The sequence below is a fragment of the Aquabacterium sp. OR-4 genome, from assembly GCF_025290835.2.
Taxonomy (GTDB): domain Bacteria; phylum Pseudomonadota; class Gammaproteobacteria; order Burkholderiales; family Burkholderiaceae_C; genus Pseudaquabacterium.
Genome location: NZ_JAOCQD020000002.1, coordinates 1,153,615 through 1,175,590 on the forward strand (window position 1 = coordinate 1,153,615; position 21,976 = coordinate 1,175,590).

At 70.3% G+C, this 21,976-nt stretch carries 19 protein-coding genes; 4 read left to right on the forward strand and 15 right to left on the reverse strand.

Annotated features, from left to right (window positions below; translation table 11 throughout):
* Positions 1–20 precede the first annotated feature (20 nt).
* The 9 genes from N4G63_RS17355 to N4G63_RS17395 all read right to left on the reverse strand — a co-directional run bounded on the left by N4G63_RS17355 (position 21) and on the right by N4G63_RS17395 (position 12,555).
* Positions 21–956 carry a formylglycine-generating enzyme family protein gene (locus tag N4G63_RS17355; protein WP_260787588.1) on the reverse strand — a complete coding sequence of 312 codons (936 nt, stop codon included), beginning with the start codon at positions 954–956 and terminating at the stop codon, positions 21–23.
* Complete coding sequence (locus tag N4G63_RS17360) at positions 956–2,431, reverse strand: flavin monoamine oxidase family protein (protein WP_314599976.1); 1,476 nt, start codon at positions 2,429–2,431, stop codon at positions 956–958. The genes N4G63_RS17355 and N4G63_RS17360 overlap by 1 nt, the downstream gene beginning before the upstream one ends.
* On the reverse strand, positions 2,431–4,956 hold the full coding sequence (locus N4G63_RS17365; RefSeq protein ID WP_314599977.1) for a TonB-dependent receptor: 2,526 nt from the start codon (positions 4,954–4,956) through the stop codon (positions 2,431–2,433). Before N4G63_RS17365 ends, N4G63_RS17360 begins: the two co-directional genes overlap by 1 nt.
* Positions 4,957–5,105: 149 nt before the next feature.
* Positions 5,106–6,083, reverse strand: coding sequence for an alpha/beta fold hydrolase (locus N4G63_RS17370; RefSeq protein WP_314599978.1), 978 nt, complete (start codon positions 6,081–6,083; stop codon positions 5,106–5,108).
* Positions 6,080–7,099 (reverse strand): zinc-binding dehydrogenase, encoded by a 1,020-nt coding sequence (locus N4G63_RS17375; protein WP_314599979.1) that lies wholly within the window; start codon positions 7,097–7,099, stop codon positions 6,080–6,082. The genes N4G63_RS17370 and N4G63_RS17375 overlap by 4 nt, the downstream gene beginning before the upstream one ends.
* A gap of 58 nt (positions 7,100–7,157) precedes the next feature.
* Positions 7,158–8,771 (reverse strand): FAD-binding oxidoreductase, encoded by a 1,614-nt coding sequence (locus tag N4G63_RS17380; protein WP_314599980.1) that lies wholly within the window; start codon positions 8,769–8,771, stop codon positions 7,158–7,160.
* Positions 8,772–8,869: 98 nt separating this feature from the next.
* Positions 8,870–11,062 carry a beta-glucosidase family protein gene (locus N4G63_RS17385; protein ID WP_260787583.1) on the reverse strand — a complete coding sequence of 731 codons (2,193 nt, stop codon included), beginning with the start codon at positions 11,060–11,062 and terminating at the stop codon, positions 8,870–8,872.
* Positions 11,063–11,259: 197 nt separating this feature from the next.
* A complete protein-coding gene (locus N4G63_RS17390) occupies positions 11,260–12,090 on the reverse strand; it encodes an alpha/beta hydrolase (RefSeq protein ID WP_260787582.1) in 831 nt (276 codons plus the stop codon).
* 63 nt (positions 12,091–12,153) lie between these two features.
* The gene (locus N4G63_RS17395; RefSeq protein ID WP_314599981.1) at positions 12,154–12,555 is read right to left on the reverse strand and encodes a c-type cytochrome; all 402 of its coding nucleotides are present in this window, start codon (positions 12,553–12,555) and stop codon (positions 12,154–12,156) included.
* Between the two features lie 266 nt (positions 12,556–12,821).
* On the opposite strand from N4G63_RS17395, the gene N4G63_RS17400 reads away from it, so the two are divergent.
* Positions 12,822–14,027 carry an FAD-dependent oxidoreductase gene (locus tag N4G63_RS17400; RefSeq protein ID WP_260787580.1) on the forward strand — a complete coding sequence of 402 codons (1,206 nt, stop codon included), beginning with the start codon at positions 12,822–12,824 and terminating at the stop codon, positions 14,025–14,027.
* 19 nt (positions 14,028–14,046) lie between these two features.
* Positions 14,047–14,793, forward strand: coding sequence for a maleate cis-trans isomerase family protein (locus N4G63_RS17405; protein WP_260787579.1), 747 nt, complete (start codon positions 14,047–14,049; stop codon positions 14,791–14,793).
* A gap of 48 nt (positions 14,794–14,841) precedes the next feature.
* On the opposite strand, the gene N4G63_RS17410 is transcribed toward N4G63_RS17405, so the two are convergent.
* From N4G63_RS17410 to N4G63_RS17420, 3 genes are all read right to left on the reverse strand, one after another.
* Entirely contained in the window at positions 14,842–15,885 is a 1,044-nt protein-coding gene (locus N4G63_RS17410; protein ID WP_314599982.1) for a zinc-dependent alcohol dehydrogenase family protein, read from the reverse strand.
* Between the two features lie 199 nt (positions 15,886–16,084).
* Positions 16,085–16,447 carry a hypothetical protein gene (locus N4G63_RS17415; RefSeq protein ID WP_314599983.1) on the reverse strand — a complete coding sequence of 121 codons (363 nt, stop codon included), beginning with the start codon at positions 16,445–16,447 and terminating at the stop codon, positions 16,085–16,087.
* The gene (locus N4G63_RS17420; RefSeq protein ID WP_314599984.1) at positions 16,444–17,676 is read right to left on the reverse strand and encodes a class I SAM-dependent methyltransferase; all 1,233 of its coding nucleotides are present in this window, start codon (positions 17,674–17,676) and stop codon (positions 16,444–16,446) included. Before N4G63_RS17420 ends, N4G63_RS17415 begins: the two co-directional genes overlap by 4 nt.
* Positions 17,677–17,790: 114 nt before the next feature.
* Here N4G63_RS17420 and N4G63_RS17425 point away from each other — a divergent pair, with 114 nt between their 5' ends.
* Both N4G63_RS17425 and N4G63_RS17430 read left to right on the forward strand, forming a co-directional pair.
* Positions 17,791–18,108: a RedY/HapK family protein gene (locus N4G63_RS17425; RefSeq protein WP_314599985.1), complete on the forward strand. Its 318-nt coding sequence runs from the start codon at positions 17,791–17,793 to the stop codon at positions 18,106–18,108.
* Positions 18,109–18,111: 3 nt separating this feature from the next.
* Positions 18,112–18,984: an SDR family NAD(P)-dependent oxidoreductase gene (locus tag N4G63_RS17430; RefSeq protein ID WP_260787576.1), complete on the forward strand. Its 873-nt coding sequence runs from the start codon at positions 18,112–18,114 to the stop codon at positions 18,982–18,984.
* 48 nt (positions 18,985–19,032) lie between these two features.
* On the opposite strand, the gene N4G63_RS17435 is transcribed toward N4G63_RS17430, so the two are convergent.
* Genes N4G63_RS17435 through leuC form a run of 3 tightly spaced genes read right to left on the reverse strand, consistent with a single transcriptional unit; the run spans position 19,033 to position 21,971 of the window.
* Positions 19,033–19,896 (reverse strand): isocitrate lyase/PEP mutase family protein, encoded by an 864-nt coding sequence (locus N4G63_RS17435; RefSeq protein ID WP_260787575.1) that lies wholly within the window; start codon positions 19,894–19,896, stop codon positions 19,033–19,035.
* A 20-nt stretch (positions 19,897–19,916) separates the two neighbouring features.
* Complete coding sequence (gene leuD, locus N4G63_RS17440; protein ID WP_260787574.1) at positions 19,917–20,549, reverse strand: 3-isopropylmalate dehydratase small subunit; 633 nt, start codon at positions 20,547–20,549, stop codon at positions 19,917–19,919.
* A 3-nt stretch (positions 20,550–20,552) separates the two neighbouring features.
* Complete coding sequence (leuC, locus tag N4G63_RS17445) at positions 20,553–21,971, reverse strand: 3-isopropylmalate dehydratase large subunit (protein ID WP_314599986.1); 1,419 nt, start codon at positions 21,969–21,971, stop codon at positions 20,553–20,555.
* Positions 21,972–21,976 lie beyond the last annotated feature (5 nt).

The window sequence follows — 21,976 nt, forward strand, 5'->3', positions numbered from 1 at the left end:
CCGCCCCGCGGCGCGGCGTGCTACAGGCTGCGCGCCACGCGGAAGCCGAAGACGTTGGTGCGGGTGTCAGGCCCGTAACCACCGCGGTAGGCCGGCCGCGTGCGGTCAGGGCCACTGATCCACGCACCGCCGCGCAGGCCACGGGCGGCACAGCCCGGCGTCTCGTCGGCGCGGCCGTCGAGCGCGGCATCGGCGCGTGCGTAGGCAGCCGGGTCGTAGCAGTCTTGCACCCATTCCCACACATTGCCCAGCATGTCGTGCAGGCCGAAGGCGTTGGGCCGGAAGCTGCCCACCGGGGCGGCGACGAAATGGCCGTCCTGGCAGGCGTGGCGTTCGCGCCAGGTGTAGCCGTCGGCGGCAGCGGTCTGGTCGGCCACATTGGCATACAGGCAGGCCTGCGCCGGGTCGTCGCCCCAGGGGCGGCTGCGGTGGCTGCCGGCACGGGCGGCGTATTCCCACTCGGCCTCGCTGGCCAGGCGGTAGGCCTGACCGCTGCGCTGGCTGAGCCAGCGCAGGTAGGCCTGCGCGTCATGCCAGCTGACGCAAACCACCGGGTGGTGCTCGCCCTGGGCGTAACCGGGATCGCGCCATTGCAGGCCCGGGCGCGGGGCCAGCCGGTGGTCCTGCGCCAGCCAGCCCAGGCAGGACGGTCCGGCGGGGTCGCGCTCGGCGCTGGTGACATGGCCGGTGTCGGCCACGAAGCGCCGGAACTGGCCCACGCTGACCTCTTCGCGGCCCAGCGCAAAACGCCGGGCAATGTGCAGCTCGCGCACCGGGCCCTCATGGCCATCGGCGGCGCGCCCGGCCTCGTCGTCCGGGCTGCCCATGCGCAGACGTCCCGGTTCCACGGCCATCAGCGCCGGGCAGTCCGGGCAATCGAGAAAAGCCTCGGCCGCCAAGGCGCGCACGGCCAGCAGCAGGGCCGCCACGGCCAACAGCCCGGGCCGGCGCGGCATCACGCCAGCCGTTCCAGCACCTGCATGGCCGTGCGTTCGGCCGACTCGCATGCGGCTTCGAGGCCGACATGGGTGCGCCCGAGGTGGTCGCCGGCAAAGTGCAGGTTGCCCACGGGCTGCTGCAGCAGGGCCTCGTAGCGCCCGATGTCGCCCGGTGCATAGCTGGCGATGTGCCCACGCGCGCCAGGCACCGCGCCCCAGTGATGCACATGGGTCACGGTGACATGGCCGCGCGAGGCCGGCCGCAGGCGGGCCAGCGTGTCGACCACATAGCGCCCGATCGCCTCGGTGTCCATCGAGCGCAGAGCCTGCACGCCATCACCGCTGATGTAGGCGCCGATGACGCCGTTGGCATCGGTTTCGGACGGCAGATGGAAGAAGCGCTCGATCGGCCCGTCGGTCCACATCTCGGCCGCCGCGCCGTCCTGCTTCCAGAACGGGCCGTCCACCGACATGAACACCTGCACCACGTCGGTATGGCGCACGGCGCGCCAGGCCGCGCGCTTCAAGGCCGGCACCGGCCCATCGACGCGCAGGTTCTTCAGCACGGCAAACGGCATCGTCGAGATGCAGGCGCGGGCATGGTGGACCGACCCTTCGGCGCAGCGCACCGCCACCGACTTGTCGCCGGCCTGGATCTGCTGCACGAAGCGGTTCAGCAGCACCGGCCGCTGCAGCGAGGCCGCCATCGCATCGGTCAGCGCGCTGGTGCCGCCGCGCACGCGGTGCGAGCGGCCGGCGCGGGCTTCCCAGCCGTAGTACAGCGTGCGGCGCACGAAGTGCAGGGCATTGGCCTCGTCGAGGTTGGTGCCAGGCGCGTGCACGTCCATCAGGCGCAGGGCCTCGGGCGAAGCGCCGAGCTTGGCGAAATACTGGCGCAGTGAGAGCTGGTCGAGCCACGCAAACTCGGGCTTGAGCCAGTCGTTCAGGTCCTTGAGCCCGCAGTCCTGGTTCAGAAAGTGCGAGATCAGCTGCGAAGGCGTCTTCGAGATCTCCGCGCCCACCAGCCGGTTCAGCGGCGTGCTGGCCCAGGGCGTGCGCGAGACCGGCTGGCCGTAGACGCTGTAGGCCGCCGGGCCGCTGCCGACGATGTCGCGCGAGCCGGCTGGCGGCAGGATCAGCTCAACGCCCAGATCGCTTGCATTGGCCCGCACGCGCCCGTAGCCGGCGCCCACGGTGCCCGCACCCAGCTCGGGCCGGCCCGGCACGTCACGCGCCGTCCAGCAGCGCCCGCCGACACGGCCGCTGGCCTCCAGCACGCTGACCGACAGCCCGGCCTGCTGCAGCAAGCGCGCCGCATGCAGGCCGGCAATGCCGGCACCCAGGATCAGCACATCGCTCGGGGCCGCCGCGGCCCTGGCCATGTGCGGCAGCCCGACCAGGCTGGCCGCACCGCCCAGCAGCGCGGCGCGGCGGGTGAGCGCCGGCTGCGGCTGTGCAGCGGCCGGCGTCGGGCTCGTCAGCGGCTTGTCCATCAGAAACTGTAGCTTGCGCGCACGCCGACCGAGCGGGCTTCCTGGGCAATGGCCGTCAGCCCCTGGTTGGCGAAGCTGGTCAGCGGCGAGATGCCCAGGTTGGGCACGCGCGAGACGGTGGTCCAGCTGCGGTCATTGGCCAGGTTCTTGACGAACAGGTCGAAGGACATGCTGCCCTTCTCGAAGCCCCAGCGCACATCGAAGCGGCTGTAGCCGTCGGTCTTGGCGAAGTTGAAGTCGCTCTCCCACATCTTGCCAACGTAGGTGACGTCACCGCGCACGAACGACTTCCAGCCGTTGTTCAGGCTGAAGCGGTAGGTGCTGTTCAGCGACATCTGCAGATCCGGCACCCGGGCCAGGGTGTTGCCGTCGAAACTCACCGCCGTGCCGGTCAGGGCCAGCACGCCGTAGCTGCCGTAGACCGATTGCGACGACGCGTCGTAGCGGGTCCACTTGGCGCGCTTGTAGTCCACATAGGCGTTGGCCGACCACTGCGCGCCCAGCTGGGCATCGACCGACAGCTCGATGCCGCGAATGCGGGCGTCGTTGCCGGCCTGGATGCCGGCGCCCGAGGCCGTCAGCGGGCAATCGGTCGTGCCCGTGGTGGTGCCGCAGCTGGACGGGTTGAAGACGCTGGTGCCGGTCAGCCGGTTCTTCCACTTCTGGTCATACACGGCCACGGCGTACTGCCAGTCGCGGCTGACGCGCTGCTTCAGGCCGAACTCCATGGAGGTCAGCTTGGGCTGCGGCGTGAAGTCATTGACGCCAGGCACCAGGGTGGCCAGCAAGGCCTTGCCGGCCGCCGAGGCACTGGTGTAGCCGCCGTTGACGGTGAGCGGCTGCACGCCCTCGGCCAGGTTGGCATACATCGAGATGTTGGCCGTCGGCTTGTAGCGCAGGGTCATGCGCGGCAGCCAGTTGCTGCTCTCGTTTTCAAGCGCTACGCCGGCGCGGGTGCGCGAGGTGATCTTGTCGCGCTGGTAGCGGGTTTCGAACGAGCCGGTGATCTGCTTGGTGAAGTCGTACTCCAGCGAGCCATAGATCGCCGGCACGTCGGAATCGAAGTTGCTGAAGTTGCTGGAGATGCCCACCGTCGTGCCACCGAAGCCCGGGCTGTAGTCGAGCTGCGAATAGACGTAGCTGGACTTGAAGTGGCTGACGCCAACCACGCCGCGCAGCGACGCCGAGGCGTCGGTGGACAGGCGGGCGTCGATCGTCAGATCCTCGGTGGGCGTGATCTGCGCGGTGTAGAAGTTGGCCGTGCCGGTCTTGTCGAGGTCGAAGATGCTGGTGGTGTAGGCCTTGTTGTAGCCAAGGTTGACGGCCAGATCCATCGACTTCGGCAGCTGGTAGCCCAGCTGCATCGAGGCCTGGGTCACTTCGCTGCGCATGCCCATGTGGTCGAGCTTGGGCGACTTGGCCAGGTAGGGGTCGTTCACCGTGTTGTTGACGAAGCCGTTGTAGGCCGCCGCCGGGATGCTGGTGTTGGCGTTGATGGCGCTGCTGCCCAGCGTGGTCAGCGAGGGAATGCTGCCGCAGAAGTAGGCGGTGCCCGGCGTGTACTGCACGGTCTCGCCGGTCTTGTTCTGGCCGCTGAAGGTCTTGCCTGCGCAGCTGGTGTTGCCCGTGGCCGCCAGGTAGGCCACCGCCGGCAGCGAGTCGTCATTGCTCTGGAAGTTGCCGCGCAGGCGGACCCAGAGTTTGTCCGTCGGCGTGAAGTACAGCGCACCGCCCACCGACTTCGAGTTCTCTGCGCCCAGTGCACCGCCATCGGTGGCACGGCTCTCGGCCACCTTGTTGTGGCTGGCCACCGTGATGCGGCCGTTCAGCAGGCCTTCGACCAGCGGGCCCTCGATGCTGGCGTCGACATCCGACGAGCCACGGTGGTTCATGCTGGCGTTGACCGTGCCACGCAGCTCGGACGCCGGGTTCTTGGTGATGAAGTTCACCGCACCGCCGAAGGTGCTGCGGCCGAAAAACGCGTTCTGCGGCCCCTTCAGAACTTCGACCCGTGCCACGTCGGACATGCCCAGCGTGGAGATGCCGCCAGTGATGGCAATGCCATCGACGAACACGCCGCCCGAGGCATCGCTGGGACGGCCCAGTTCGCCCTGCAGGCCGCGGAAGGTGACCATGCCCGCCGCGCGGCCGTAGGCGCCCGTGCTCTGCGCCGAGGTGAAACTGAATCCCGCCGTCGCGCCCAGCTCGGTGACCGAGGTGGTGCCTGCCGCGCGCAGGTCCTTGTCGGACATGGTCTGCACCGAGATCGGCACATCCAGCTGCAACTCGGCGCGCTTGCGGGCCGTGACGTAAACCGTGCCCACGCCACCGCTGGAAGCGGCGTCCGCCGCCGGCTTGGCCGCCTGCGCCGCAGCCGAGGCCTCAGCCGTTGCCTGCGCCCAGGCCGAGGTCGCGGGGGCAAGGGCGGCTGCCGTCAGGCCAGCCCCCCAGGCGGCGCGCACCATCTGGCGCAGCGCCTGGCGGCGAAAGCGCGGGGGCACGGTGCGGGTGTATTGAGAATGCATGTTCAATGACTCCAGGGATGGGCGTTTGGGGGGGCGAAGGGGGTGGCCGGCAGCAGGCCCGGACTCGGTTCTTCTGGCTCCCCTGCAGCGCGCTGGCTGCAGGGGGGCGACTCACAGGAATGGCGATGAAGGGCCGGGCATGACCTGCGTCAGGACCCGGCCTGGCCGCAGTGAAGCTCGTCGATCAGGGCGTTGAAGCGCACGGCCTCGTCCAGGAACACGGCATGTCCGGCAGCCGGAAAGTCGATGAGTCGGGCCTGCGGGAAGAAGTCCTTCAGGCGGGCCACGGTGGCAGGGCCCACCAACGGGTCTTTGCCGCCGGTGGCAAAGGTGACAGGCTGCGCGACGGCCGGCTTGCCGCTGCGCGGACGCCGGGCCACGCCCTGTTCAACCCAGGGCCCGACACGCATGGCCGCCGCCGCAAACTGGGCCAGCAGCGCCTTGTCCAGCGCAGGGTTGGGAAACAGCAGCTGGATCGATGCCTCGACCGCGCCGATGTTCAAGGCCAGGTCAGGGCTGACCGACGGCCGCGGCGGCGCGTTCACCGGTGCGGCTGGCGGCGGTGGCGATGCCGCGGTGCCACCGGCGGTGCCGGTGAGCAGGTAGCCGGCCACCGGCACATCCGGGTACAACGCGGCGAAGTCCATGGCCACATTGCCCCCGAAGGACCAGCCCACGATCAGCGGCTTGTCCAGGCCCAGCGCCTGGATCACCCGCGCCACGTCATCGGCCCAGGGACGGCTGCTGTGGTAGGCCTCCGGCTGCCAGGGCGAACCCGAGTTGCCATGCCCGCGCAGGTCAAACGCCACCAGGCGGCACCGTTTGGCCAGGTCGGATCCGAACTGCAGCGACCAGCTCAGGGTGCTTTGCCGGAAGCCATGAATGAACAGCACCGCCGGCTTGGCCGGATCACCCTGATCCACCACATTGAGCGGCACACCGCCACCGCCCGCCACCTGCATGAAGCGCGCCTGGGCGAAGGGCGATGTGGCGGTGGCTGGCGCTGCGGCGCCTGCTGCCGGGGCCGCTGCGGGCTGCGCCAGCGCGGCAGTGGCGAACAGCGGCGCGCCGAGCAGCGCGCAGATGCTCAGGCACATGCTCAGGCAGATGCGAAGGCGGCTGCTCATGCGTGCGTCTCCTGGCCCAGTTCAACCACGACCTTGCCCATCGACTGGCCCGACAGCAGGTGCTCGACGGCATCCGGAACCTGCGCCACGCCGCAGAAGCGCTGCGCGTCGAGCGCCACCCGCAACTGCCCGGCTTGGTAGAGCGGGAAGAGCGCCGCGCGCGCGGCGGCCCAGTGCGGCGTCAGCAGCCCGTTCATGAAGCCGCGCACCGAAGCGCCCTTGTAGTAAAGCTTGTGCACGATGCGCGGGCCGGTCACGATCTCAGGCTTGCCGTCCAGGTCTTGCGCGGCGCCGCCTACCACCAGGCGGCCATGCGGTGCCAGGTTGTCCAGCAGCGCATCGAAGGTACTGCCCCCCACGGTGTCGATGGCCAGGTCCAGCGCATCGCCAAAGTCACGGGCCAGCGCGGTGCCGATCGGCTCGGCCCTGTAATCGATCACCCGGTCGGCGCCCAGGCTCTTGACGAAGGCCGCCTTGACCGGACCGCCGCAGATCGCCACCACGCGGCAGCCGCGCAGCTTGGCCAGCTGCACCAGCAGGTGGCCCAGGCCCCCAGCCGCCGCCGAGATCGCTACCGTCTCGCCGGCCTGGGCCTGGCCCAGATGGTTCAGTGCCAGCCAGGCCGAGACACCGGTGGAGGCCAGGGCCAGCCACTCGGGTGTGGCGGCCGCCACCGGGATGAAGTCGGCGGCCGGGCCGATGTTGCCTTCGCGGTAGCCGCCGCGAAAGCGCACAGTGACGACCGCATCGCCTGGCACGAAGCCCTCGACATCGGCGCCCACCGCCTGCACCACTCCCAGCGCCTCGACACCCATCACGCTGGGCAGGGCCACGCGCACATAGTCGACGGCGTTGCGGGCAATCTGGGTGTCGAAGATGCCGTTGACGCCGCAGCACAGATTGCGCACCGCAATCTCGCCCGGGGCCGGGTCGCGCCAGGGCAGGCTGACCACCTCGGTGGCGGCGCGCACGGTGGGCGCAAAGCGCTGCAGTTGCAGGGCGCGATAGGTGCTCACTGGACTGGCCTCCGCGCGGTGCGCGCCGCGACTCGCACTGGGGAGCGGCCCGGCGCGCTCATGCCGGCTGCACCGGGTGGGGCATGTCGAAGCCCAGCACGCCGGGGTTCATCAGGCCGGCCGGGTCCACCTCGCGCTTGAGCGCCTCCAGGAAGGCCCACGACGCCGGCTCGCGGCTGGCACGGTAGGGGTAGGTGCGGCCGATCTGGTAGTGGCCGGCACCGTGGCGCTGGAACACGGCGATGACCTGCGCCTTGGCCTTCAACGCCACCGCGTGGGCGGCCGGGTTGGGGGCCAGCACCGGCAGACGCGCCAGGTGCGCTGCCTCGATCGCCGCCTCGTGCACCGGCAGGCGCTCGTCGGGCCAGTACAGCACCGGCTCCAGGATCATGGCGTTGGTCGACATGCTGGTGAACAGGAAGCCGGTGTGCACGCCATGCTGCTGAAACTCGGTCGCCATGCCGGCAAAGACCTGCTGCAGTTCGGCCAGCACCTCGGCGGCCTTCGACAGCGGCACCTGGCCATGGATCGGCAGCCAGCGCTCGCCGTCGGGCCCCAGGATGCTGTTGGCCGGCGGGAAGGGCTGGGCCCGGATGACCTTGGCAATGGTGTTGGCGATCTCGCTGCCGCCGAGCGAGCCGGCGATGCGACGGGCCTCGGCCAGGTCGAAGGCCACGGCCTCGGCGCAGCGGCCCTCGGCATTGAGGTGCAGCGAGTAGTCATCGGCCTCGATGAAGCTGCGGCCGGCCATCGCCATGCGGCCCACCTCGACCAGGCCCTTCACCAGCGACTTCTGCTTGCCCACCACGGCCAGCGCCTTCTTCATGTCGCCGGCCATCGACTCGCGGCGCATGCGCACACGGGTCAGGCCCGGGTCGAAGGCACAGGTCTCGGCGGCCAGGCCGGCGCGTGCCATCTCGGCCATCGCCGCCATCAGCGCGGCACCGGTCTTGAACGAGAAGGCCACCGAGCCCTCATGGGCCGGCATGCGCATCAGGCGCAGGGTGACCTCGGCCTTCACGCCCAGGGCGCCACAGTCGCCGCAGAACAGGCCGGCCAGGTCAGGGCCGAAGTGCCGGTAGAACGGCGACTGGCCATCGGCGCCGCGGGCGCCGGTGCGCAGCACGCGGCCATCGGCCAGCACCACGGTCAGCGCCACCACGCTCTCGCTGGAGGTGCCGTGCTGGCCGGCGCCCAGCATGGCGTTGAGCTGCGAGAGCCCGCCGCCGATGGTGGAGGCCATGCCCGACATCGGCCCCCAGAACGGCGTGCGCAGCCCCAGCGGCGCCAGGGCGGCCAGCAGCTGCGCCCAGCTGCAGCCGGCCTGCACGGTGACCGTCATGTCCTGCTCGTTGATGGCCAGCACCTGGTTCATGCGCCGCATGTCCAGCGCCACGGTGTGCGCCGCGCCGGGCACATAGCCGGCGGTGTAGCTCAGGCCGGCCCCGCGCGGGGCGATGGCGTAGCCGGCGGCGGTGGATGCCGCAACCACCCGCGACAGCTCGTCGACGCTGCCCGGGGCCACCACCAGGCTGACCTTGCCGGTGCCACGGTCGCCGATGTCGGTGCTGAACAGCGCGCGCAGCGCGTCGTCCAGATGCACATGCGCGTCGCCGACGATGGCACGCAGCATCGGCAGAACATCAACGGTGGCAGGGGCCAGGGGACTCATCAAGGGATCTCCGTTCCAGTGCCTCAATCGTGCGTTTGCGGCGGCGTCAACCCAAGTCGGTTGTGGCGACTGACCGCACAGTGAGCAGCGCCGCGCGCTCAGGGCTTGAGCGCCATCGCCGGCAGGCGCAGCTCGACCGTCGGCCCCAGGTCGGCCGCGCTCTTGCCGAACGCAAAGCGGTAGGTGCCGGCGGGCAGCGTCCAGCCACCCGCGGTGAAGTCGGCCAGCAGGCGCGGGTCGACGCGCCAGCTCAGTGCCTGCCGCTGCCCCGGCTGCAGCGGCACCTTCTGAAACGCCACCAGGCGCTGCAGCTTGCGGCCGTTGCGTTCCACCAGATAGGCCTGGGGCACGTCGGCACCGGCGCGCGACCCGTCGTTGCTGACCGTCAGGCCCAGCGTGATGCCCTGGTCGTTGCGGGCCCAGGCTGCGCCATGGCTGAAGCGGGTGTAGCTGAGCCCGTGGCCAAAGGCGTACAGCGGCGTCTGCCCGGTCTTGGCAAACCAGCGGTAGCCCGCCTGCGCCCCTTCGGCGTACACCACCTGCACGGGTGTGCGCTCCGGCAGGCCGATGCCCGGCAAGGCGCTGCGTGGCATCTGCGACAGCGACTGCGGAAAGCTGATGGGCAGGCGCCCGGCCGGGTTGACCGCGCCGGTCAGCACATCGGCAATGGCCTGCCCGCCCTCCTGGCCGGGGTACCAGGCCTGGACGATGGCGCGCACCTCGCGGTGCCAGGGCATGGTGATGGGGTTGCCGGTCTCCAGCACCACCAGCGTGTTCGGGTTGGCGGCCGCCAGCTTGGCGATCAGCTCGTCCTGCCCTTGGGGCAGGGCCAGACTGCCCGAGTCATGGCCCTCACCTTCCCACTTGGTGGCGAACACGATCACCAGGTCGGCCTTGGCCGCGTAGGCGGCCGCGGTGTCGGCCGAGTAGCCCGAGTTGAAGCGCACCCGCGCCTGGGGCATCGCCGCCTTCAGCGCAGCCAGCGGTGAACCGGGCATCAGCATCTGGCGGCTGAACATCGTCGACGGATCGCCTGCATCCCCGGTCACGAACCTCGGCTTGCCGTTGCTGGGGATCACCTGGCTGGAGCCGCCACCGGACATCACGCCGAAATCGGCATGACCGCCGACCACCAGCACGCTGGGCGCGCCCTCCTTCGCCAGCGGCAATACGCCGTCGTTCTTCAGCAGCACGATGCCGGCCTGGGCGGCTTCCAGCGCCACCCGGGCATGGGCCGGGTAGCCGATCGGCGTGGGCGTGTAGGCCTGCTCGATGCCCAGCGCATACAGGTTGCGCAGCATCCGGCGCACGGCATCCGAGACACGCGCCTTGCTCACCTGGCCGGCATCGACCAGGGCCTGCAGCGGCTGGCCGAACCAGACCTCCTTGTCGAGCTGGCTGCCGGCCTGCTGATCCAGGCCCGCGTTGAAGAAGCTGGCTGAACTGACCGCGCCCCAGTCGGACATGACCCAGCCCTTGTAGCCCCAGTCGCGCTTGAGCACGGTGTTGAGCAGGTGCTCGTTGCCGCAGGCCTTGTGGCCGTTGACCAGGTTGTAGGCGCACATCACCGCGCCCGGCTGGCCGATCTCGATGCCGATCTGGAAGGCCAGCAGTTCGCTTTCGCGCAGCGGGGCCTCGTCGATCACCGAGTCGGCGTAAAAGCGCAGCGTCTCCTGCCCGTTCAGCGCGAAGTGCTTGATGGTTGACACCACGCCCTGCGCCTGGATGGCGCGGATGCCGTGCCCGGCCAGCACGCCGGCCAGCCAGGGGTCTTCACCCAGGTACTCGAAGTTCCGGCCATTGCGCGGATCACGGGCCAGGTTCATGCCGCCGGCCAGCAGCACGTTGAAGCCCTTGGCACGCGCCTCCATTGCCACGGTGGCGCCCACGCGCTCGGCCAGCCCGGTGTCAAACGAGGCCGCCAGGGCCAGGCTGGCCGGCATGGCCGTGGCCACATCGCCGGGCCGCGACAGGTTCGGGTTGCCGATGCCCAGGCCGGCATCGGTGGCCAGCTGTGCGGGCACGCCCAGGCGCGGCACACCGGGCACATAGCCGGCCGTGGCGGGCACACCCGCAGGGATCACCGCCTTGGAGCCCGGAAACGGGATCGGCATGATGCCCACCAGCAGGCTCATGCGCTCGGCATCGGTCATCTGCGCCTCGACCCGCGCGGCGCGGGCATCGGCGTCTTCGCGGGTCTGGGCCAGGGCCGCCGGTGTGCCCAGCAGCGCGGGCACCAGCAGGATGGCGGTTTGTCTCAGGCGGTGCTGCGGTGTCATTCGGGAGCTCATGCGCAAAGTAAAGAGGGCCAGGTCGGGCCATCAAGATCAGAGCCTGCACGCGCTGCGGGTGCTGCGGGTGCTGCGGGTGCAGCGGGTTCTGCGGGTTGGCCCTGCGTGCAAGGATGCTGTCACCCGGCGCCGACCAGGCCGAAGCCCTGGTGCAGCGGTGTTCGCCAGCCGGCCAGTGCGGCGGTGGATGGCCGCCGCTACCCCGCCACAAAGTCCAGCATCACCGCCGCCCTGCCCTCGCGCGCCATGCGCGCCTGCCGGCTGCCCGGCACCAGGGCCGCCGCGGCGTCCAGGTACACGCCGAGCGGGTCACCATCGGCCGCCATCAGCAAGGTGGGGTGGCGCAACAGCGCCAGGCGCTCGGCCGTGGGGTGGGCATAGACGGCCTGGTAGGCCAGGTGGTAGCTGGGCAAGGCCTTGAGCAGGTCGACCACCAGCGCATGCCGCACAGCGGCGGGCGGCACGGCGCTGCGGTGCAGGCGGTGCGCCGGATCGCGCAGGTGGTAGGGGAAGTGCAGATACAGCCCGTCCACGAAGTGCCAGGCCCAGGCCAGGTGGCCGCCAAACTCATCGGGCGCCACCGGCGGGGCGTAGCCGGCCACCATCTGCGCCAGCAGCGCGGGCTCGAACAGCGCGATGCCGTCCAGCATCAGGCGCCGCACCCGCGCAGGGTGCCGCAATGCCAGTTCACAACCGATGTGCGCGCCGGTGTGCTGGCCGCAGAAATCCACCTGGGCCAGGCCCAGGCGGTCCAGCAGCTCGACCATCTGATCCACATAGTCGGCCAGCTGCGGCTGCGCCATCGGCAGCGGCTCGGAGTCGCCATTGCCGGGCATGTCGGGCGCGATGACACGGCGCGCCGCGGCCAGTTGCCTGATCAGCGGCACCAGCCCGAGCGATGAACCCGGCCCGGCGTGGGCCAGGATCAGCGGCGGTTCGCCGGGGCGCGGCTCGCCGGCCGCGCGAAAGTGCAGCAGCCGCTCGTCAGACAGGCGCAGAAACTGGCGATCGATCGGTGGCAGGCGCATGTCAGTGTTGAAGCCCGCAGGGCAGTGCGACGGGCTGCCGCGGCACCGCTGCGTTGCGCGCGGTCACTTCAGGCTGCCCAGGAAGGCGATCAGCGCCTTGCGATCTGCCGCATCGGGCATGCCGGCATAGGCCATCGTGGTGCCGGGCACCACCGCCGTGGGCTTGAGCAGCCAGGCATTGAGCTGGGCCTCGTCCCAGACAAAGGTCTGGCTCTTCAGGTCGGCCGAGTAGTTGAAGCCCGGCACACCGCCGGCCGGCCGGCCAACCACGCCGTTCAGTGCCGGGCCGATCTTGGCCGGGCCACCGTCCGCCGTGGCATGGCAGGCCATGCACAGCATGAACAGGCGCTTGCCCTTGGCCAGCGTCGCCGCATCGGCGCCGGTCTGGGCCTGGGCGGCGCCGGCCACGATCTGCGCGCAGACCAGGGCGGTCCACAACAGGGCCCGCGTCGACTTCTTCTGCATGGCAGACCTTTCTGGATGGTGCTGGGAGGCTGGAAATTCTGCATGCTAGGGCCGGCCCGTCAGCGCTGGGCGACGGCACGCGGCGCTGTTCGCGCTGCGGAGGGTGGCAGCCCTGGTGCCGATCCATGGCCGTCAGGCTGCAGGACCCGGCAGGGGGCCCAAGGCGCCCTATCCACCTGACGGACGGCGCCTGTCCCAGCCGCGACCCCGGGGCACGGCGGTGTGACCATGACCCATCCCTCGTTCTGCTGGAAGCACCCGTTCCCATGATCACCCACGAAACCGAAGTGTTGGTCGCCGGCCTGGGGCCGGTCGGTGCCACCGCGGCGCTCGCACTGGCCCGCCAGGGCATTGTCGTGGCCGCCGTCGAGCCACTGGCCAACAGCGCCACCGACCTGCGCGCATCGACCTACCACGCCCCGACGCTGGAGATCCTCGACGATCTGGGCGCCGCCGAGACCTTGTTCAGCCAGGGCCTGAAGGCACCGATCTACCAGTACCGCGACCGCACCACGGGCGAAGTGTTCTCGTTCGACATGGCCGAGATCGCCGACCGAACGCGCTTTCCGTACCGCATCCAGTGCGAGCAGCACCGCGTGACGGCCAACATCGTCGATCAACTCAAACGCCAGCCCAGCGCCACGGTGCTGCAGGGCCAGCGCGTGCTCTTCGTCGAGCAGGACAGCGACGGTGTGACCGCCTATGTCGAGAACGCCAACACGGTGGAGCGCTGGCGCGCCCGCCATCTGGTGGCCGCCGATGGCGCCAGCAGCGTGGTGCGCAAGGTGCTGGGGCTGCAGTTCCCCGGCTTCACCTACGACGAGAAGTTCGTCTGCTTCTCGACCGAATACCCGATCGAGGAGGCCTTCGAGGACCTCAGCTGCGTCAACTACATCTCCGATCCGCAGGAGTGGATGGTGGTGCTGCGCGTGCCGGGTCTGTGGCGCATCCTGGTGCCCGCCCCGCCCGACCTCAGCGACGAGCAACTGGTCTCGGACGCCTACAAGAACGGCGTGTTCGGCCGCATGCTGGGCCGCGACTGCGACATCGTCACCCGCCACCGCACCATCTACCGTGCGCACCAGCGTGTTTGCGAGCGCTTTGCGGTCGGCAACATCCTGCTGGTGGGCGACTCGGCCCACCTGAACAGCCCGATGGGCGGCTTTGGCATGAACAGCGGCATTCATGATGCGATGAATGCCAGCGAGAAGCTGGTGCGGGTGCTGCGCCAGGGTGCCGACGCCGGCCAGCAGATCGCGCTGTACGAGCGCCAGCGCCGCACCGTCACCCATGAGTTCGTGCAGGCGCAGACGATCGAGAACACGCGGCTGATGCGCGACGGCTGGGCCAACGCCCGCGCGCAGCGCAGCGAGCTGATGAACAAGCTGATGGCCGACCGCGAGGCGCGCCGCGCCTACCTGCTCAAGCAATCGATGTTCACCAGCCTCGAACAGGCTGCCGCGATCCACTGACCGCCCAGGAGCTCCATCCATGACCGATGTTCTTGGCTGGCGAAAGGTTTTCGCCGTCATCGCCCCATCCACCAACACCGTCGTGCAACCCGACATGGAGGCCATGCGCCCGGCCGGGGTCACCAACCAGTTCCGCGACATGTACGTGGAGAACCCGCAGGCGCTGTCGGACCGCGACTTCGTGGCCGGCACCGACAAGATTGCCGACTCGCTGAGCGACGCGCTGCGCACCGCCGTGACCTGCGGCCCGGACTACCTGGTGATGGGCGTGTCGGCGATCTCGTTCGTGGGCGGCCGCGCCGGCGGCGACCAGTTCCAGCGCCAGGTGGAAGAAGCCACCGGCCTGCGTGCCAGCGTGGGCTCACGCTCGGTGGTGGCCGCGCTGGAGGCCTACGGCGGCATCCGGCGCGTGGCCTTTGTCTCGCCCTACTACCCCTCGGCCAATGCGCAGGTGCGCCGCTACCTGGAAGACAGCGGCTTCGCGGTGCAGCGCGATGTGCCGCTGCAATGCACCAGCTGGCGCGACATCGCGCAGCAGCCCGAGTCACGCCTGGTGCAGGTGCTGCGCGAACTCGACGGCGACGATGTGGACGCGATCATCCAGGTGGGCACCAACCTGTCGATGGCGCGCCTGGCGGCATCGGCCGAGGTCTGGCTGGGCAAGCCGGTGATCGCGATCAACACCGCCACCTACTGGCATGCGCTGCGCGCCAACGGCATCACCGACCCGATCGACGGCTTCGGCCGCCTGCTGTCGCACCTGTGATGCGGCGCCGGGCGCGGCCGCCAAGGCCGTGCCCAGCGCCCCCTGCCCTCACGCGCCGCGGATCATCACCTTGCCCAGGTGGTCGGCCGACTTCAGGTAGGCATAGGCCAGGGCCGCCGCGTCGAAGTCGAACACGCGGTTGATCAGCGGCTCCAGTCCGTTGGCCGCCGCGGCCGTGACCAGGCGCTGCAGCATGCTGCGGCTGCCGGCGGTGATGCCCTTGAGCGTGAGGTTCTTGCCGAGGATGCTCGAGAAGTTGGGCAGGTGCACCGGCGTGTCGGGCGCGGCATTGGCCAGCGCACCGATCAGCACGATGCGGCCATTCGGCGCGGCGGCGTTGATCGACGCGCTGAGTGTGGCCAGGCCTCCGGTCTCGACCACGATGTCGGCGCCACGCCCGCCGTTGGCGCGCAGCACTTCGGCGGCCCAGTCGGGATGGGTCTTGTAGTTGACGGTGATGTCGGCGCCCAGTGCGCGGCCGATGGCCAGCTTCTCGTCGCTGGACGAGGTGATGGCCACCCGGGCGCCGTGCATCTTGGCCAGCTGCAGCGCGAAGATGGACACGCCGCCGGTGCCCAGCGCCAGCACCAGATCACCTGCCTGGATGCGGCCCACCTCCACCAGCGCGTTCCAGGCGGTCAGGCCGGCGGCGCACAGCGGCGCGGCCTGCTCGTCCGACAGCGAAGCCGGCACCGGCACCAGGGCGGCCGCGGGCACCAGGATCTGCTCGGCCAGCCAGCCATCCATCGAGATGCCCAGGTCGGCACCGAAGATGGTCGGCGCGAAGGCGCCATCCAGCCAGCTGACGAAATGGCCGCTGAGCACCCGGTCGCCAACGGCCACACCGCTGCAGCCTGCGCCCAGCGCGATGACCTCGCCGACGCCGTCGGACAGCGGAATGCGGGTCTCGGGCCGGCGCGGGCCATAGCGGCCCTCCAGCACCAGCAGGTCGCGGTGGTTCAGGCAGGTGGCGCGCACGCGAACGAGCGCCTGGCCGGGCCCGGCTGCCGGCTGCTCGCGCTGCACCGCGCGCAAGCCGCCCAGGCCTTGCTGCGGACCGATCTCGTAGGCCTTGACGGTGGACATGGGCATGTTGCTTCTCGTGTATCGATGGGGGAAAGGAGATGAGGGTGGTGGCCCGGCCGGCGGCCGGCCGCCAGGCGGTCAGGCCGATTCTTTTCAGGCCGGGGTGCAAACGAAAGGCGGCAGCGCAGGCTGTTCGCCTGATGGCCGGCGTGGGACGCAGCGGGCGGGCCGGGCGCACCGGTCGGGCCGGCCGCGCCGGCCGCGCTCACCGCACCCGGGCCACCTCCGCCGCCACGTCCTCCGAGGCCGGCTCGTCGCCGGCCGCCGCCGCCTCGTTCTCCTGCTGCACGATGCGCAGCACGCGGGCGATGTAGGCCTGCGACCACAGCGCGCGCTCGGCGGCGGCCTGCGCATCGGGCGCAAAGGCGTCGATCTGGCCATCGGCCAGCAGGCCCCGGGCCTGCAGCAGGCGCTCCAGCGTGTCCAGGCGCTGGCGCGTCACGGCCAGCTCCTGCACCACGGCCATCGTGATCGCCAGCACCCGTTCGGTCTCGGGCGACTGCAGGAAATAGGGGCGCTTGCCGGCGGGCTTGCTGCCGGCTGCATCGAGGGCGTGGTCGAGGCTCATGCGGCGGCCCTTTGCGCGCCGATCACATGCCAGGCGGCCTTGCGCCCGTAGTCTTCGGTGCTGTCGTCGGCGGCGTCGGGAAACAGGCCCCGGTCCACCACGGCGGTGACACCGCCGTGGATCAGCTCGTCGGCGTGGAAGCCGGCCTCGCGCATGTGGCTGTCCAGGTCCATCTCGTGCAAGCGGCTCCAGAAGGGTTCGTTGTTGTAGAAGGCGTCCCAGTCGCGCAGCGCCTGCTCGAACAGCGGCATCGCGGCGCTGTACTGCGGCTGCTCCACATGCAGCACGATGCCGCCGGGCCGCAGCAGGCGCCGGCTCTCGTTGAAGATCGCCGTCAGTGCGGTGGTCGAGAGTTCGTGCAGGAACATCGTTGTCTGGATCCAGTCGAAGCTCTGATCCTCGAAACGCGACAGGTTCTCGCCGCTGGCCTGCACGAAGCGGATGTTGTGCACGCCCAGCGATGCCGCGCGCGCCGCCGCATAGCGCAACACCGGCGCGGCCACATCCACCGCCACCACCTCGGCCTCGGGGAAGGCCTGCGCGATCGGCAGCGCGCTGTGGCCCACGGTGCAGCCGATGTCGAGGATGCGCCGCGGCCGGAAGCCGGGCAAGCGCCGGCGCACCCACTGCACCACGGCCTGGCCGCCGCCATCGGCATAGCGGCCCAGCAGGCCGGCGGTGGTGACGAAGCCGCCATGGTCGTAGTTGGCACCGGCCGAGACGTCGCCCGCGAAACGCTCGTGGTGGTAGCTGCCGGGCATGCAGTGGTGATCAACGGCGCTGACATAACGCGGGATGGGCAGCGTGGGGTCGAGCTCGAGCTGCGGGCCGCCGGCCGGTGCCAGCTCGGCCGCGGTCGCCGCCAGCCGCTCGCCTTGCCGCAGCGCGGTCCACAGGCCGGCCTGCTGGCGCTGCTCCATCGTCATGCGGCGCAGCGCCGACCAGGTCTGGAAGGCCGGGTCGCGCAGCAGGCCACGGCGCACTTCATGGCGGTCGCGCGGTTCGCGGCCCAGGGCCTCGCACAGTGCGGGGCGCACACGCGCCTCATAGGCGCGCTGCACGCCGGGCACCACGCGAGCGGCCAGGTGGCGGTTCATCTGCGCCAGGAAGTTCAGGCGCTCGACCTCGTCGTGCGTGGTCTCGGGGAACACCGCATGGCGGCCCAGCACGCGGTAGTCGGGCGGGCCCTCCGGTGCGTTGGCTGCTGCCGGCTTCTTCGATGGGTTCATGGCATGCCTTTCGGCTCAAGGTTGATCGAGGTGTGAACAGTTCCGACCCGGGGCCGGAAGCCGCTGCCTGAGCGCACCTATCGTGCGGCCCACCCATTCAGACAGAAAGACGCCATGGCTTCCACCCGCATCGTTGTTTTGTTCAACCTGAAACCAGGCCGCGTGCTCGCGGACTACGAGGCCTGGGCCCGCCACACCGATCTGCCCACCGTCAATGCACTGGGCTCGATGCAGCGCTTCGAGCTGTTCAAGGCCACCGGCCTGCTGGGCAGCGACGCCGCACCGCCCTACCAGTACATCGAGGTGCTGGACATCGCCGACATGGACCGCTTCGGCGTTGACGTGGCCAGCGATGCAATGAAGCAGATCGCCGCCGAGTTCCAGGCCTGGGCCGACCCGGTGTTCATCACCACCGAGCGCATCGAGGCCTGAACCATGAGCAGCACTGCAACAGACAGCCGCCGGCCGCTGGCCGGCAAGACCGCCGTCATCACCGGCGCGGGCCGCCATGGCGGGCTCGGCGAAGCCATCGCTCTGCAGCTGGCGGCCGATGGTGCGGCCATCGTGCTGTCCGACATCGGCCGCTCGGCCGACAGCGCCACCCCGCCCGCGATGATCGGCGGCCTGGATGAACTGAACGCCGTGGCCGCGGGCGTGCGCGCCCGCTGCGCCGACACGGGCGGCAGCGCGGTGAGCACGCACACCTGCGACGTCAGGCGCTGGGAGCAGGTGCAGGCGCTGGCCGAGCATGCGGTGCGCACGCACGGCAGCCTGGACATCTGGATCAACAACGCCGGCATCGGCTACATCATGAAGCCACTGCTGGAGGTGGACCCGCAGGACTGGAACGCGGTGATCGAGGTCAACCTCAGCGGTGCGTTCTTCGGCCTGAAGGCCGCCGCCGAGGTGATGGTGCGCCAAGGCCGCGGCGGGCGCATCGTCAACATCGCCAGCCAGGCCGCCAAGTCGGGCTTTGCGCAGGCCCAGGCCTACACAGCGTCCAAGCACGGGCTGGTGGGCCTGGTGCGCTCGGCAGCCATCGAGCTGGGCCCGCACGGCATCACCGTCAACAACGTCTGCCCCAACCATGTGACGACCGGCCTGGGGGCGTGGCAGAACGAGTACTTCGCCGCCCAGCAGGGCAAGACCCTGGTGCAGTACATGGCCGACATGGCCGCGCGCATTCCGCTGGGCCGCCCCGGCCTGCCGGCCGACACCGCCAGGGCGGTGGCCTTTCTGTGCTCGCCCCAGGCCGACTACATCACCGCCGAGTCGATGAACGTGTCGGGGGGCGAAGAGCCGCATTGAGTTGCCGTGGGGGAAGGCTGGGCGCCGCAGAGCCTGACGTGGCCGCGCTCAGCGTGCCCAGCGCTTCTCGAAGTCCCACACGGCCTGGAAGCCGATGAGCTTGCAGAACTCGGTGAAGTCGAACATCGGCAGATCGGGCGACTGGCTCAGGCCCTGCTCCTTCAGCTGGCGCAGCGCCTTCTCCATCGCCGCGGCGGCCACCAGGCTGGTCATCGACGGGTAGATCGCGAAGCGGTAGCCGATGTCGGCCAGCTGGGCGGCCGGCAGGATGGGCGTCTTGCCGCCGTCGGCCATGTTGGCCATCATGGGCTTGCTGAAGGCGGCGCAGGCCTCGCGCATCTCGGCTTCGGACTGCGGCGCCTCGAAGAACAGGATGTCCGCGCCTGCCTTGTCGTAGGCCTCCAGGCGGCGCAGCGCGGCGTCCACGCCATCGGCTGCGCGGGCGTCGGTGCGAGCGATGATGAGGAAGTTCTCCTTGTCCACGCGGGTCTCGGCGGCCACCTTGATCTTCTCCACCATGTCGTCCACCGGCACGCAGCGCTTGAACGGCGTATGGCCGCACTTCTTCGGGAACTCCTGGTCCTCGATCTGGATGGCGGTGACGCCGGCACGCTCGTAACCCTTGACCGTGTGCGCCACGTTCAGCAGGCCACCGTAGCCGGTGTCGGCATCGGCGATCACCGCAGCCTGGCTGCTCTGCACCAGCGTGGCCATGCGGTCGAGCATCTGGGTGTAGCTGGCCAGGCCGGCGTCGGGCAGGCCCAGGCTGGAGGCGGTCAGCCAGTAGCCGGTGCCGTAGACGATGGGGAAGCCCACCTTGTTGGCCACGGCGGTGGCGATCATGTCTTGCATGCCTGGCACGACGAAGAACTCGCCCTTGTTCAGCATCTGGCGGAGGATGGGATTGGCCATGGTGGGTGGTGTGGGATGGGTCAGCAGGGTTCGGAGTCGTCGATCCGGGCGTGGAGCCAGGGCTGGCGCAGGCGCTGCCGCGCCTCGAAGGCGGTGATCGCCGCGCCGGCGTGCTGGCGAATGCGCTCGATCGCGTCGCGCCCTTCCAGCAAGGCCAGGCGCGCGGCCGCGGGCATCGCGAAGGCGATCACCTCGCCATCGGGCAGGGTGATGGTGTTGAGAGTCAGGTCGACCGTCAGCGCCTGGCCGCTTTCGGCCGCGGCCATCACCCGCGCGTGCACGGCCGGCGGCAGGCTGATGGGCAGCAGGCCGTTGTTCAGGCAGTTGGCCTGGAAGATCTCGCCAAAGCCCGGCGCGATGAGGCAGCGCAGGCCCAGATCGGCCAGCGCCCAGGGCGCCTGCTCGCGGCTGGAGCCGCAGCCGAAGTTGGCGCCCGCCACCAGGATGGCAGCGCCGCGCCAGCGCGGGCGGTGCAGCACGAAGTCGGGGCGCTCGCGCCCCTGCGGGTCGAAGCGCTTTTCGTAGAAGGCATAGGGGCCAAGGCCGGCCTTCTGGGTCAGCACCAGGAAGCGTGCGGGGAAGATGATGTCGGTGTCGATGTCGGCATCGGGCATCGGTGCCGCGACCGACTTCAGGCGAGTGAAGGCTTGCATGGCTCAGGCCTGTGCGCTGTGGCGGGGATCGGCCAGGTGGCCGGCCACGGCGCTGGCCGCGGCCGAGGCCGGACTCACCAGGTGGGTGCGTGCGCCCATGCCCTGGCGGCCCTCGAAGTTGCGATTGCTGGTGCTGGCGCAGCGCTCGCCGGGCAGCAGGCGGTCGTCGTTCATCGCCACGCACAGCGAGCAACCCGCCGCGCGCCACTCGAAGCCGGCCGCGGTGAAGACCCGGTCCAGCCCTTCGGCCTCGGCCTGGCGGGCCACCAGGGCCGATCCCGGCACCACCAGGGCGCGCACATGCGCGGCCTTGTGCCGGCCGCGCAACTGGGCGGCAGCGGCACGCAGGTCTTCGATGCGGCTGTTGGTGCACGAGCCGATGAAGACATGGTCGATGGCCACCGCCTGCAGCGCCATGCCGGGTGTCAGGCCCATGTAGCCGAGCGCGCGGGCGATCTTGCGGGCGGCCGCGTCGTCGGCCGCGGCGGCTGGATCAGGCACGCGGCCGTCGATGGGCAGCACCTGGTCGGGGCTGGTGCCCCAGGTCACCTGCGGCGCCAGCGCGGCGGCATCGATCTCGAGCGTGCGGTCGAAATGGGCGGCCTCATCGCTGGCCAGGCTGCGCCAGTGGTCCAGGGCCCGTTCCCACAGCGCACCGCGAGGGGCCATTGGCCGCCCCTCCAGCCAGGCATAGGTGCGCTCATCGGGTGCGATCAGGCCGCTGCGCGCACCGGCCTCGATGCTCATGTTGCAGACCGTCATGCGCTCGGCCATCGACAAGCCTGCGATCGTGGCGCCGTCGAACTCGATGGTGTGCCCCACCGCGCCCGCGGCGCCCAGCCGGCCAATGATGGCCAGGATCAGGTCCTTGGCGGCCACGCCCGGCGGCAGTGCGCCGCTGACCCGCACACGCAGGTTGCGCGCGCGGCGCTGGCGCAGGGTCTGGGTGGCCAGCACGCACTCGATGTCGCTGGCGCCGATGCCGAAGGCCAGCGCCCCGAAGGCGCCGTGGGTGGAGGTGTGCGAATCGCCGCACACCAGGGTGATGCCCGGCAGCGTGAAGCCCTGCTCGGGCCCGATCACATGAACGATGCCATGGCGGTTGTCGCTCAATGGGATGTAGCGCAGGCCGTTGGCGGCGGTGTTGCGTTCCAGCAGCGCCACCTGGTCGCGCGCCAGCGGGTCGGCCATGGGCCGGTCGCGGTGCTGGGTGGGCACGGCATGGTCGGCCACCGCCAGCTGGGTGTGCCTGCGCCGCACCGGCAGGCCGCGTGCACGCAGGCCCTCGAAGCCCTGCGGGCTGCTGACCTCATGCAGCATCTGGCGGTCGATGTAGAGCAGCGCCGTGGTCTCGCCGTTCTCGTCGCGCTCTTCGCTGACCACATGCGAGGTCCAGAGCTTGTCGTAAAGGGTCTGGCTCAAGGCTG

Coding starts and splice junctions, on each gene's coding strand:
- N4G63_RS17355 (WP_260787588.1), bottom strand. CDS start 956: ATGCCGCGCCGGCCCGGGCTGTTGGCCGTGGCGGCCCTGCTGCTGGCC.
- N4G63_RS17360 (WP_314599976.1), bottom strand. CDS start 2,431: ATGGACAAGCCGCTGACGAGCCCGACGCCGGCCGCTGCACAGCCGCAG.
- N4G63_RS17365 (WP_314599977.1), bottom strand. CDS start 4,956: ATGCATTCTCAATACACCCGCACCGTGCCCCCGCGCTTTCGCCGCCAG.
- N4G63_RS17370 (WP_314599978.1), bottom strand. CDS start 6,083: ATGAGCAGCCGCCTTCGCATCTGCCTGAGCATGTGCCTGAGCATCTGC.
- N4G63_RS17380 (WP_314599980.1), bottom strand. CDS start 8,771: ATGAGTCCCCTGGCCCCTGCCACCGTTGATGTTCTGCCGATGCTGCGT.
- N4G63_RS17385 (WP_260787583.1), bottom strand. CDS start 11,062: ATGAGCTCCCGAATGACACCGCAGCACCGCCTGAGACAAACCGCCATC.
- N4G63_RS17390 (WP_260787582.1), bottom strand. CDS start 12,090: ATGCGCCTGCCACCGATCGATCGCCAGTTTCTGCGCCTGTCTGACGAG.
- N4G63_RS17395 (WP_314599981.1), bottom strand. CDS start 12,555: ATGCAGAAGAAGTCGACGCGGGCCCTGTTGTGGACCGCCCTGGTCTGC.
- N4G63_RS17400 (WP_260787580.1), top strand. CDS start 12,822: ATGATCACCCACGAAACCGAAGTGTTGGTCGCCGGCCTGGGGCCGGTC.
- N4G63_RS17405 (WP_260787579.1), top strand. CDS start 14,047: ATGACCGATGTTCTTGGCTGGCGAAAGGTTTTCGCCGTCATCGCCCCA.
- N4G63_RS17410 (WP_314599982.1), bottom strand. CDS start 15,885: ATGCCCATGTCCACCGTCAAGGCCTACGAGATCGGTCCGCAGCAAGGC.
- N4G63_RS17415 (WP_314599983.1), bottom strand. CDS start 16,447: ATGAGCCTCGACCACGCCCTCGATGCAGCCGGCAGCAAGCCCGCCGGC.
- N4G63_RS17420 (WP_314599984.1), bottom strand. CDS start 17,676: ATGAACCCATCGAAGAAGCCGGCAGCAGCCAACGCACCGGAGGGCCCG.
- N4G63_RS17425 (WP_314599985.1), top strand. CDS start 17,791: ATGGCTTCCACCCGCATCGTTGTTTTGTTCAACCTGAAACCAGGCCGC.
- N4G63_RS17430 (WP_260787576.1), top strand. CDS start 18,112: ATGAGCAGCACTGCAACAGACAGCCGCCGGCCGCTGGCCGGCAAGACC.
- N4G63_RS17435 (WP_260787575.1), bottom strand. CDS start 19,896: ATGGCCAATCCCATCCTCCGCCAGATGCTGAACAAGGGCGAGTTCTTC.
- leuD (WP_260787574.1), bottom strand. CDS start 20,549: ATGCAAGCCTTCACTCGCCTGAAGTCGGTCGCGGCACCGATGCCCGAT.